This window comes from Faecalicoccus sp. LCP19S3_E2 (assembly GCF_052121255.1).
GTDB lineage: Bacteria > Bacillota_I > Bacilli_A > Erysipelotrichales > Erysipelotrichaceae > Faecalicoccus.
Genome location: NZ_JBQKEP010000003.1, coordinates 1 through 12,868 on the forward strand (window position 1 = coordinate 1; position 12,868 = coordinate 12,868).

9 protein-coding genes, 2 tRNA genes and 1 pseudogene are annotated in these 12,868 nt (G+C 39.9%); all 12 read left to right on the plus strand.

The genetic code is table 11. The features are described 5' to 3' along the window. Positions 1-344 precede the first annotated feature (344 nt). The 12 genes and pseudogenes from ACTQX6_RS03365 to ACTQX6_RS03420 all read left to right on the plus strand — a co-directional run bounded on the left by ACTQX6_RS03365 (position 345) and on the right by ACTQX6_RS03420 (position 12,868). The gene (locus ACTQX6_RS03365; RefSeq protein WP_294688086.1) at positions 345-1,358 is read left to right on the plus strand and encodes a carboxypeptidase regulatory-like domain-containing protein; all 1,014 of its coding nucleotides are present in this window, start codon (positions 345-347) and stop codon (positions 1,356-1,358) included. A 12-nt stretch (positions 1,359-1,370) separates the two neighbouring features. Beyond that, complete coding sequence (locus ACTQX6_RS03370; protein WP_294688089.1) at positions 1,371-2,204, plus strand: hypothetical protein; 834 nt, start codon at positions 1,371-1,373, stop codon at positions 2,202-2,204. Continuing rightward, positions 2,144-2,557, plus strand: a pseudogene (locus ACTQX6_RS03375) (endo-alpha-N-acetylgalactosaminidase family protein); the annotation flags it as partial. The gene ACTQX6_RS03370 and the pseudogene ACTQX6_RS03375, both read left to right, overlap by 61 nt. A gap of 71 nt (positions 2,558-2,628) precedes the next feature. Further along, positions 2,629-5,178, plus strand: coding sequence for an endo-alpha-N-acetylgalactosaminidase family protein (locus ACTQX6_RS03380; protein WP_366558439.1), 2,550 nt, complete (start codon positions 2,629-2,631; stop codon positions 5,176-5,178). Next, the gene (locus ACTQX6_RS03385) at positions 5,142-6,212 is read left to right on the plus strand and encodes an FIVAR domain-containing protein (protein ID WP_294688092.1); all 1,071 of its coding nucleotides are present in this window, start codon (positions 5,142-5,144) and stop codon (positions 6,210-6,212) included. Before ACTQX6_RS03380 ends, ACTQX6_RS03385 begins: the two co-directional genes overlap by 37 nt. A gap of 27 nt (positions 6,213-6,239) precedes the next feature. After that, the gene (locus ACTQX6_RS03390) at positions 6,240-6,869 is read left to right on the plus strand and encodes a hypothetical protein (protein WP_294688095.1); all 630 of its coding nucleotides are present in this window, start codon (positions 6,240-6,242) and stop codon (positions 6,867-6,869) included. A gap of 539 nt (positions 6,870-7,408) precedes the next feature. Then, positions 7,409-7,482 (plus strand) — tRNA-Cys (locus ACTQX6_RS03395). A 4-nt stretch (positions 7,483-7,486) separates the two neighbouring features. Continuing rightward, positions 7,487-7,573, plus strand: a tRNA-Leu gene (locus ACTQX6_RS03400). A gap of 134 nt (positions 7,574-7,707) precedes the next feature. After that, positions 7,708-9,831: a replication restart helicase PriA gene (gene priA, locus ACTQX6_RS03405; RefSeq protein ID WP_117447076.1), complete on the plus strand. Its 2,124-nt coding sequence runs from the start codon at positions 7,708-7,710 to the stop codon at positions 9,829-9,831. Between the two features lies 1 nt (position 9,832). Then, positions 9,833-11,047, plus strand: a complete 1,215-nt coding sequence (rsmB, locus tag ACTQX6_RS03410) for a 16S rRNA (cytosine(967)-C(5))-methyltransferase RsmB (protein WP_117447075.1) — start codon at positions 9,833-9,835, stop codon at positions 11,045-11,047. A 39-nt stretch (positions 11,048-11,086) separates the two neighbouring features. Then, positions 11,087-12,130, plus strand: coding sequence for a 23S rRNA (adenine(2503)-C(2))-methyltransferase RlmN (gene rlmN / locus ACTQX6_RS03415; protein WP_117447074.1), 1,044 nt, complete (start codon positions 11,087-11,089; stop codon positions 12,128-12,130). Continuing rightward, complete coding sequence (locus ACTQX6_RS03420) at positions 12,131-12,868, plus strand: Stp1/IreP family PP2C-type Ser/Thr phosphatase (RefSeq protein ID WP_117447073.1); 738 nt, start codon at positions 12,131-12,133, stop codon at positions 12,866-12,868.

Consider the following 12,868-nt stretch of genomic DNA (forward strand, 5'->3'; position numbering starts at 1 on the left):
AGAATATCAAAATATAAGGAATCACTTAAAAACAAAGCCCAATCAGCATAATACCAATTGGGCAAGAATTTTTACTTATTTAATGTGTCCACTTGACAGGGACCAGATCAAAAAAGCATGTCTTTTTTTTATTTTTAAATTCTACTAAATTTGCAATATCTATAATAACAATAGCAATTTAGCGGTATCAGAAACAGCTTATATTCTATATACTATCATTGAAGTAGGTATTATGAAGTAGCAGTTTTATTACTTATGAAGAAGGGAGACAAGGTAAAAACTACAGAATTCATAAATAGTAGATAGTTCTTATTTCACAATTGAAATTTTTTAAGGAGGCATGTATGATAAAAAAAACAATATCAGGTATTTTAACTGTGGCTGTGGCGGCATCGGTGACAGGAACGATCATTCCGTTTAATTTTGATACTGCAATGGCTTTAGAAGAGGACACATCACTCACGGAAGAAAGACCTGTCATTCTTCAAGACGGTGTGAATGATCAATGGACACAGGAAAATGTTGTAGAGGGAGATCGTGTGGAGGTTCAGGATGGATGGCTTCATATTCAACCGGCATCCGGAAGTCGAAATAATCCGGGAACCAATCCATCGATGACGGTAAATCCTTCCATTTTTGATTTTTCCAAAGATGGATATTTTGAATTTGCTCTTAAGTCAAACAATGCGAATACCGGTGTTAATGACAGTGATCGATTTGGTGTATATTTGGGCTATAATACGGATCGTAACGGAATGTATATCGGCTATGACAATGGTGGCTGGTTCTGGCAGAAATATCAAAATGGAAAAGGTGCCTACTATACAGGTCCACGTCAAGCCGCACCAAAAAATAATGAAGAAAATAAAATACGTATTGATTGGACAGCCGATCATAAAGTTACATTCACACTCAATGGTAAAGTTGTTTTTAATCAGGAAGATTTTTCCGGTATTTTTGATACGATGGGAAATAAAATTGCGCTGAAGGCTGGCTCCTGGGGAGAAACAGTGACAAATGTTTTGTTAAAAGAAATTCATTACACAGGGCAACCGGAAATTGAAACGTACCAAATTTCCGGAAAAGTCGTTGATCCTCATTCGAATCCTATTGCCGGCGCAACGATTCGCTATAACGGGAAAACACTGACGACAAATAAAGACGGTGTTTATAATGATTATGTGGCATCAGGCTCTTATACGTTACAAGTTTCAAAACCGGGATATAAGGATCTGGAAACATCCATTATAGTTGAAACATCGGATTTGGCTGTGGATACCATACAATTAGAGCCGGAAGAAAGTGTTGAAACAGAAAAAATAAGCTCTGCAAGCATGGATGTTTATGTAGCTCAATAGTTTCCAAGTGTTGTGCGCTATGAAATGAAAACACAGGATTTGGAAGGAAAAACATTCTATGGACAGACCCAAAAAATCGATACGATCCGCATCAATGGTCAAGATATAAAGGTTTCCAAAGAAGATATTCAGACTTCCTTTGAGCAAGATAAAGCCACTTATACAATGGATGTGTACGGAGATCATATTGATGCAACCTTAACCATGGAATTGAAGGTTGTAGAGAATACATTGAGCTTTGAGATCACCAATGTAGAAAATCATCTTGATGAAAAAGAACAAGAAGATGGTGTATATATAAATGCAATCCAAAGCATCGAAATCCCTAATCACAGTTTACTTTCTGTCAATACAAGCCAGGAGAATCCAAATTTAAAAGGGGCTTTGATGTCTTCCAACACGACGATCAGCGGTGATGAATATTATGATATCAATGAGCAGACATCACTGAATAAAGATTACATGTACGCCTTTGTTTCAAACAGCGAGATGAGTGCCGGATTATGGAGCAATGCCGAGAATGAAGGAAGTGCTAAAGCCGTAGGAGTTGCCGGAGGTAGCCATAATACACGTGTTATGGTCAATTCGCAGCAGACAATTAACGGATTATCCGTGGGATTATCCAGTACCCAATGGTATTGGCATAGAGCACAGCAGGATTCAAAAGGTGTATGGCATTTAGTGGAAGAAACGGCTAATCCACAGGCAAAAGTGGCCATTGCAGGTGATAAAAACGAAGATGATGCCATCGATTGGCAGGATGGTGCGTTGCCTTTAGAGATATCATGCACAATCCTTATAAAGGTGAAGAAGTACCTGATCTTGTTGCGTATCGTATTGCGATGAATTTTGGAGGACAGGCACAAAATCCATTTTTAACAACATTGGATAATGTAAAACGAGTGGCCTTACATACAGATGGATTAGGGCAGTCGGTTTTACTTAAGGGATACGGAAACGAGGGACACGATTCCGGACATCCAGATTATGCCGATATTGGAAAACGTATTGGCGGGGTCGAAGATATGAATACACTAATGACCAAAGGTGCTGAATATGGTGCAAAATTTGGTATTCATGTCAATGCCGGAGAAATGTATCCGGAAGCCAAAGCTTTCAATGATGATCTGGTTCGAAGAGACAGCGCCGGAAACTTACGGTACGGTTGGAACTGGATCGATCAGGGAATCGGAATTGACAGTGTATATGATTTGGGAACCGGTTCAAGAAAAGAACGATTTAATGCCTTGGAAGACGAGTTTGCTCCAATTTGGATTTTGTCTATGTCGATGTCTGGGGAAACAAGACCGGTGGAAGCGATGATTCCTGGCAAACACGAAAATTATCAAAAGAAATCAATGATAACGGATGGCGTATGGCAACCGAGTGGGGTTCTGCCAATGAATATGATTCAACATTCCAACATTGGGCTACCGATTTGACCTATGGCGGCTATACTTTAAAAGGTGAAAACAGTGAAGTCATGCGATTCTTGCGTAATCATCAAAAAGATTCATGGGTCGGTGATTATCCAACGTATGGCGGTGCTGCAATGGCCCCTTTGTTGGGTGGCTATAACATGAAAGACTTTGAAGGATGGCAGGGCCGCAATGATTATGATACGTATATTACTAATTTATATACCCATGATCTTACAACAAAATTTATTCAACATTACAAGATCATGAGCTGGAAAGATGCGGATAATAGCTTTACGGCCCAGAATCCGAATGGAGGCTCTTATACATGGCGCCCGGAAATGAAGATCACGTTACGGGATGACCAGTCTGAACTTGTATTGGAAAGAAAATCCGATGATCCGCAAAGTCCGGATTATCGATATCGAACTATGACTTTGAATGGAAAGGTCGTTGCCTATGGAGCACCTTCACCGGGAAATCGTACCAATGAGGATATTCAGAACAAAAGAAATTTAGGAACCGAAACCTACTTGCTTCCATGGATCTGGGATGCCAGAACAGGAGAAAAAGTATCACCGGAGGACGAAAAGTTATATCACTGGAATACGCAGGGCGGAACAACTGAGTGGGAAATGCCGGATGGATGGTCTTCTTTGGCCAATGTAAAATTATATAAATTGACAGATTTGGGAAAAACGGATGAGCAGACCATCCCTGTGCAAAACGGTAAGATCACTTTAACGGCAGAATCAGAAGTTCCATATGTCGTTTGCAAGGGTGAAAGACAAAATATGGATGTAAAATGGAGTGAAGGCATGCATATTGTGGATGCCGGCTTCAACAGTGGAATTTTTGATGCCTGGGATAAAACTGGTAATGGAACTGCTGAAATTGCTAAATCGCAGTTTAGTAATCCTATGATGAAACTGACTGATGATGTATCTATGACACAAAAACTGACCGATCTGAAACAGGGAAAACAATATGCGGTTTTAGTTGGTGTAGATAATCGAAGCGATGCGAAAGCGACTTTAGCCATACTTTCAAACGATAAAGTCTTAGCTTCTAATTATACGACACGCTCTATTGCCAAAAATTATGTGCAGGCTTACACCCACAGCAATAAAAGTGCAACCGTAGATGGAACGAGTTATTTCCAAAATATGTATGTCTTCTTTACCGCACCGGATGATGGAGAAGTGACTTTGAAATTGGAAAGAGCAAAAGGGGAAGGATCTACTTATTTTGATGATATCCGTATCGTGGAAAATGAGTCTAAAAATATTACAACCAACGATAAAGGAGAAATGATTCGCTTTGAACAAAATTTTGAAAACAATGTGCAAGGATTGTATCCGTTTGTCATTGGTGGAATTGAAGGCGTTTCGGATAACCGAATTCATCTGTCTGAGCTTCACGAGCCTTATACGCAGGCAGGTTGGGATGTCAAAAAAATGGATGATGTCTTAGATGGAAACTGGTCGGTCAAGATCAATGGATTAACACAGAAAGCCAAGCTGGCCTATCAGACGATTCCGCAAAATGTTCGCTTTGAACCCGGCGTTACCTATCGGGTAAGCTTTGACTATCAAGCCGGCAGCGACGTTATTTATGCAGCCGCTGTAGGTGTCGGAGAATTTAACGGAAATGTTAATTTAGAAGAATTACCGAAAGCCATGGGCAAGGATGCTGATGGACACTATACTTGCGAAATTACCGGTGATTCCAGTGGTCAAACATGGTTTGGTATTTATTCCACATCGAAAGCACCGGATTTGCAGGGAACAAGAGGAGCCGCATCCAACTTTGGTGGCTATAAAGAACTGGTATTAGATAATCTGGTTATTGAAAGAGTAGAAGAAGATATTACCAAGGATGCTTTGAAACAACTGATCGAGCAGGCAAAAGAAGGCTATAAAAAATCGGATTATGAATCGGAAATATGGAATTCGTTCCAGGATGTACTCGACAAAGCACAGGTGGCAATCTCCAAAGACAAAGAAGATGCTCAAGATATTGAAAATGCATACCATTTTTTAAAAGAAATGATGATTACATTAGATCGTTCGCAGGGCATGGATGCGACGGATGATTCCCGAGATATACCGACAGAAAATATGAGCGCAACCGCCAGCAGCCAGCAAAACGGCATTGCGGGAGAAGGATTGGCAGAATATGTATTAGATGGCAACGAAAATACAATTTGGCATACGCAATATTCGCCATCTGTTGACTCGTTTGATAAACAGTGGATCGAACTACAGTTAAATGAGCCAACTACGGTAGCCGGTGTGCGTTTGTTACAACGGCAGGGGCGAAATGGACTGTTTTATCACCGGGGAATTGATGAAAACGACAACGGGTGCGTTTGTTACAACGGCAGGGGCGAAATGGACTGATTAAAAACGCTGATATCTTAGTTAAAAAAGATGGAGAAGACGAATATACAAAAGTGAGCGAAGCTACTTTTGGCACAAGTGGATGGCAGGGCGTTTCCTTTGATCCGATGCAGAATGTTACCAATGTCAAAATTGTTCCTACAACGACATTAGGAGATTCACCGAATACATTCTCATCAGCGGCAGAGATTCGATTATTAAAGGAAAGAGAAGAACAGCCGATCACAGTGGATACTGAAAGCCTGGAAGAAGCAATCTCTTTGGCAGAATCCTTGAAGGAAGAAAACTATACACCGGATACATTTATTGCATTAAAAGAAAAGATTGCCGCCGCAAAAGAGGTACTGTCAAAACAAGACGCATCAAATTATGATGTATTATTGGCATCTGCCAACCTGATGGATGCAATCAAAGACTTAAAAGAAGCCGAAGCGCCACAGCCGGAACCAATAAACAAAGAAGAGCTGGAAGCACTTCTTGAGGAAGCCGCTCAAAAACAACAGGACAGCTATACGCCGGATAGCTGGAAGTTATTTGCCGATGCTTATGAAAATGCACAAGATATATTTAAAGATGAAAATGTGACACAAGCACAGGTGGATCAGGCGATTACATCCTTAAAGGCTGGATTGGCTTTGTTGAAAGAGAAGGAGCCGGAGCCGGTAGAAGTGGATAAAACGGAATTAAAAGAGGCCATAGACAAGGCAGCAAATTTGAATAAGGATGCTTATACAGAAGAATCATGGAAAGCACTGGATGAAGCTTTGCAAAATGCAAATCATGTATTAAATGATGCATCGCCATCGAATGAAGCAGTTGTCCAAGCAAAAGAAAAGGTATTGGCAGCCATAGAATCTTTGGTTCATTTAGAAAAACCAGTTGTTGATACGACTCGTCTTCAGGAAACTATAGAGCAGGTAAAACAATTACAGTCTTCACTCTATACAACAGAATCTTGGTCTGCTTTAGAGCAAAAGTTAGCTGTAGCGTACCAAGTTATGGAGGATCCTAATCGTACAGAAGAAAGTGTTTAAAATGCATTGGATGCTTTGATGCAGAGCATGACGGATCTAGTGCCGATTGAAGATGAAACATCGAATCCTGTTAATAAAGCTGAACTGCAGAAAGAATTGTTGGAAATTGCCCATTTGAAAGAACATAATTATACCAAAGAAAGCTGGAAACGTTTTGCCGATCTTGTTGAAGAGGCTAATAAAGTTTTAGAAAATCCAAATGCCAGCCAGGGACAGGTGGATCAAGTTGTTCAGGCATTAAAAGCAGCAGTATCAAATCTTGTGGAAAACGAAGAGCCGGAAGAAACAGTTGATATTTCTAAACTGGAAACTTTCTACAATGAATGCATCGCATACTATAAAGAAGAAAAATATTCCAAAGAGAATTGGAAACAGTATGAGCAAGCTTTGAAACAGGCCAAATCTGTTTTGGAAGATGCTTCTGCAACGCAAAAAGATGTTGATCAGGCTTTGAGTTCTTTGGTTCAGACAGCGGCAAGGCTAAATGAGGAAACGCATTCAGCTTCTACAGCGCCTAAAGATCCATCAACAGGACAAGAAAATACGATTCATACAAGCCTGGCTACATCACCAATCGTATGGATTACTTCATCCATTGCGACTTTAGCTGCTATTGCCGGTTTGATTCTGGTGAAAGTAAGAAGAAAAAAGAAATAATGTATGAGTAAATTTGATCCTATAGAGAGATAAAAGAGTATCACACTAGATGTTCATTGAGTTTTATACTGCATAGTCAGCAATCTAAAAAATGAATTTTATGTAAGATAATCTCTTTTACGATCAGTTTTCAATACAAGTTGATTTGTGACAGAAATAGAACAAAATGAATTTTTGTGGTTCTGTCACAAATTTTTTTGGTTATTTAAAATTTTATTGGAGTTTCGTATTGCAGTTTAAAATTCCCTCTTTCAAACTATAATACATCTTAAATACACAAACTAGGCTATGACAAAATAAATCTTTTTGTCATGAGTTGTAGAGGATACAGAATGCTACCATCCTTATCTTTAGTCTTTGCCGTTAGCGTATGACTGTGAAAGTAAAAAAAGTAATTTCCCATTTGTGAAGGCCACAGGATAAACAATTAGATAATCATCTTATATTGTGGAGGAATTATTCTTCAAAATACAAACTTACAACAAAAATAAAAAGTTCTTGCATTTCTGTTCGATATTTCATATAATATCTAAGCAGCTGGTTCCGTAGCCAAGCGGTAAGGCAATAGACTGCAACTCTGTGATCATCGGTTCAAATCCGATCGGAACCTCCAATATGGGGTCGTGGCGGAATAGGCAGACGCAACGGACTTAAAATCCGTTGGGAGAAATCCCGTGTGGGTTCAAGTCCCACCGTCCCCACCATCTGAATGAAAAGCTCGTCTAGAGCTTTTTTTATTTTTCATAGAAAGCGGCTTGAGCTGCTTTTTTTGTTTCTATAGATGCAATTCTGATAGTTGTAAAGATGTCAGTAAGATAAGGTGTGCTATAATTGTTTTATGTCTTATATTAATGTTTATATCGAACATAACTCTTTGGCATTGAATACAACATTTACTTATGCCTGTGATCAGAAAGTAGAAGTCGGATGTCGTGTGCGTGTTCCTTTTGGTGCACAGGATTTAATAGGCTTTGTGGAAAGTGTCGATGTCGTACCCAAAGTACAACATATAAAAGCTGTGTTGGAAGTTATTGATACCAAACCTTTATTGAATGATGAATTGATGAAGCTGGCACATACGATTTCTCAGAATTATGTATGTTCCGTAATTTCTGTTTTAAAGACGATGCTTCCACCGGCTTTACGCCCTTCCAGTACAGAACATAAGATCATATATGAAGATTGGGCCATATTAAAGGATGAAACGGTTTCTTTGACTCCAAAACAAAGGGAAGCATTTCTTTTGATTCGAGATCAGCTTCCCATGAAAGCAAGTCTTTTACGAAAAAAGATTTCCTTAGCTCGTCCTTTATTTGAAAAAGGGGCGCTTGCCTTAGAAAAACGTGTAAAGGAAAGCGTAGTCCCAATTGAAGAAATCGAGGATTCATCCTTTGTGTTGACGGATGAACAACAAGCTGCTATTGAGAAGATTGAAACAGGAAGTCATCAAGTGTATTTACTGCATGGTGTAACCGGCTCCGGTAAAACCGAAGTCTTTTTACAGTTAGCACAAAAAGTATTGTCAAAAGGTAAACAGGTTTTATTCCTTGTGCCGGAAATCGGATTAACACCGATGATGATTCAACGAGTAAAGGCGCGATTTCAAACAAAGATTGCCATTTATCATTCCTCTTTAAATGCACAGGAAAAATATGAGCAGTATCAGCTGGTTAAAGAAAATAAAGTTTCTATCGTTGTAGGAACAAGAAGCAGTGTCTTTATGCCTTTTTCAAATTTGGGCTTGATCTTGATGGATGAAGAACATGATTCATCGTATAAGCAGGATTCTATGCCACGCTATCATACAAGGGATGTCGTGATGGAGCGTGCTAAATTTCATCATTGTAAGGTGGTACTCTCCAGTGCTACACCGAGTCTGGATTCGTATGCTCGCGCTTATAAAGGGGTATATCAGCTTGTTTCTTTGACCAAACGAATCTCTTTACAGATGCCAAAGATTCATTTGGTGGATGTGAAAACGCAAACTGTGGAAAATGGATTATCGGCTTCTTTGATCACAGCCATCAAACAGGCTTTGTCTGATCATCAACAGGTGATTTTGTTGTTGAATCGAAGAGGATATCTTCCGGTTGTAAAATGTAGTCAATGCGAAGAAACTTTTACTTGCCCGGATTGTGGCATAGCCTTAACGTATCATAAAAAAGAAGATCTTTTGATGTGTCATTGTTGCGGCAGAGTCTTTCACTTTGATCATACTTGCCCAAAATGTCACTCACATTCGTTTTATCGACTAGGCATGGGTACGGAAAAGCTGGAAGAAAACTTACAGCTGATGTTTCCAAATGCGTATATCGTGCGCATGGATGCGGATAGTACGCGTAAAAAAAACGCACATGCCAAATTGTTGAAGGAATTTGAAGAAAAAGGTGATATTCTTGTGGGAACACAGATGGTTGCCAAAGGTCTGGATTATAAAAGAGTCAGTGTAGTTGGTATCTTACAGGCAGATGCCAGTCTGGCGCGTATTGATTATCAAAGTGCCGAGACAGCCTATTCCATGCTGGAACAAGCCAGTGGCCGCTGTGGAAGAGGTGAAATTGAAGGTAATGTTTATATTCAGACGTTTGAACCGGATCATTATGTGATGCAAAGTGTGATCCAACATGATTATTTTTCTTTCTTTTCCAAAGAGATGAAGTATCGTCATTTAGGAATGTATCCACCGTATGTTTATCTTTGTACGGTGATCTATCAGGATAAAAAAGAGGAAAAGGCCATGCAGGTGGCACAGGATGCCAAAGCTTATTTAAGTGATTTAAAAGTATTAGGGCCTATTTCCATATCAATGCGCCAACAAAAGGCCAGAGTTCGTATAGTGATCAAAGCTAAGGATAAAGCCCTTTTGACACAACGCGTATGGCAGCTGGTGCATCATCATATGCGCTTAAAAACAACAGTCAAGCAGGATATCAACATGTATCCATTTGGTTTGGAGGAGTAATATGCGATCATGGGTTTTAGATGCCTTGATGGAGGTCATCTGTCAGGGGCAGTATTCGAATTTGTATTTAAAACATCATTTACAGGAATGTGCACCAAAGGATCGAGCTTTGGCAACGCATATTTTTTATGGAACTTTACAAAATTATGGGTATTTAAATTATTGTGTGAATCAATATGTTAAAAAGAAGCTTCCCAATCGTGTTCGTATTCTTTTGTTAATGAGTGTGTATCAGCTCTTTTTTCTGGATAAAGTTCCGGCATATGCGGTTGTCAATGAAGCTGTTGAACTGACAAAAATCAAAAATCCATCGTTTAGCGGCCTGGTCAATGCCTTTTTACATCGTGTGAAACAAAAGGATATTGTCTTGCCGGAAAAGGAAGAAGAAGCACTTTCGATCCTGCACTCTTTACCAGACTGGCTTGTCTATATGTGGAAGGCGCAGTATGGAATCAAACAGACAAGGGAAATGCTATTGTGGACAAATCAGACCTTGCCAATCTATGTGCGAAGAAATGCGTTATACAGTACGATTGAAGATTTTGAAAAGTCGGAGTTTACAGCGGTACATAATGACTTGTACATCTATCATGGAAACGATGTCGCTGCCCATCCTTATTATCAACAGGGAAAGATGAGCATACAAGATATCGGAAGCTATGAAATTGCCTGTTTTGTTGATGCCAAACCGAATATGGATGTCTTAGATACATGTGCGGCACCGGGCACAAAAACCATGGCTATGGCAGAACGGATGAAAGATACAGGACACATTATAACGGTGGATCTGCATGCACATCGTGTAAAATTGATTGAAAACGATGCTAAGCGATTGCATCTGCATCGCGTAAAGGCAATCTGTAAGGATGCGCGTGATTTAGAGGATCTAGGTCTTTTTGATCGTGTCTTATGTGATGTTCCGTGCAGCGGTTATGGCATATTGGCACGAAAACCGGACATTCGCCTGCGAATGAAGTCAGAAGACATGGATGCTTTGATTCCTTTACAGCAGGAAATATTGGAAAGTGGTAGTCATTATGTCAAAGAAAACGGCATTTTGGTCTATTCGACATGTACGATCAATAAAAAAGAAAACGAGAAGCAGATTCAGTCTTTTTTAAAACGACATACGGACTTTATTTTGTTGGAAGAAAAGACGATATTTCCGAGCCGTGGACAAGATGGATTCTATATGGCAAAGCTTGAGAAACAATAAGATTCTCTGTTATAATTTTTAGATGAATTGAGGTGGATTATGCAAAGCCTTTATGACTTTAATTATGAACAAATACAAGAATTGGCGAAAAGCTATGGATGGAAAGGATTTCGAGGCCATCAGATCTTTCAGTGGCTGTATCGAAACCGTGTTGACAGCATTGATGAAATGAGCAATCTCAGTAAAGAAACCAGAGAAATCTTGAAACGAGATTTTATCGTGAGTCCGTTGCATCTGGTGCGTAAACAAGTTTCTCATGATGGTACGACAAAGTTTCTTTTTGCCCTGGAAGATGGGGCGCTGGTGGAAAGTGTCATGATGCTTTTTGACTATGGAAAAAGTATCTGTGTAACCACGCAGGTAGGGTGCAATATGGGATGTGCCTTTTGTGCCAGCGGTTTAACCAAAAAGAAACGAAATCTGACAAGCGGAGAAATGGTGGCGCAGTTTCTTTATGTGCAAAAAGAATTAGATCAGACGCAGGATCGTTTAAGCCATATCGTTGTCATGGGAACCGGAGAGCCCTTTGATAACTATGAAAATGTTATGAATTTTCTTTCTACGGTCAATCACGATCGTGGCTTAGGTATCGGATCACGTCACATTACCATTTCTACCTGTGGTATAGTTCCCAGAATCTATGATTTTGCCAATGAGCATACGCAATACAATTTGGCCATCAGTCTTCATGCACCAAACAATGCGTTGCGTGATCAGTTGATGCCGGTCAATCATGCGTATCCACTGGAAGAGCTAATGAAGGCTCTGGATTATTATTGTCAGGAAAATAATCGTCGTTTAACATTTGAGTATATTTTATTAAAAGGGGTCAATGATTCCAAAAGTCAGGCGCATCAGCTGGCAAAGCTTTTAAGAGGATATAATGCCTATGTTAATTTGATTCCATATAATGCGGTCGATGAAAAAGGCTTTCAAGGCGTTACCCATCAGGAAGCCATGGTATTCTATGATACCTTGATGAAAGATGGCATACGCTGTACGATTCGCAAGGAGCATGGCAATGATATTGATGCGGCCTGTGGACAGCTTCGTATCAAGGAATTGAAAAGAGGTCAAAACTAAATGAAAGTATATGCGAATACGGATGTAGGATGTACCAGACAATTAAATGAGGATGATTTTTGTGTTTTACAAAATCAAAAGGATGATCTGCTGGCCATCGTCTGTGACGGAATCGGTGGAGCGGCAGCCGGAGAAGTAGCAAGTGCTTTGGCCGTAGCTACATTCCGGGAGGAGTTTTTAAAGGTCGATTCTTTTTACTCGGATAGTGATGTGAATGCCTGGATCCAGAATACATTGGATCTTGCCAATGAACGGATCTATCAAAAAAGCATGTCGAACAAAAAAGAACGAGGCATGGGGACAACTTGTGTAGGTACGTTGATCACGCACGGAAAAACTTATATCTTCAATGTCGGGGATTCCCGTATCTATGCGTATTATGAGGATGGCTTGATTCAGATGAGTGAAGACCACAGCGTGATTGCTCAGTTAATGAAAGAAGGAAAGATCACCAGTGAAGAGGCAAAAACACATGCCCAGCGTAATACATTGACAAACGCATTAGGAGTCTGGCACGTGTTTCGTGTCGATACCAACAAGATCGAATCCAACTATAAATCGCTTTTGATCTGTAGTGATGGTCTGCATGGCTATGTTGAGCACGATAAGATCTTTTCAGTCATTCAAAATAAAAAGCTTTCCGTACCAAAGAAAGTAGATACATTGATTTCGATGGCAATCGATGCCGGCGGTTATGATAACTGTACGGTCATCGTGATCGAGAACGAGGAAAACTAA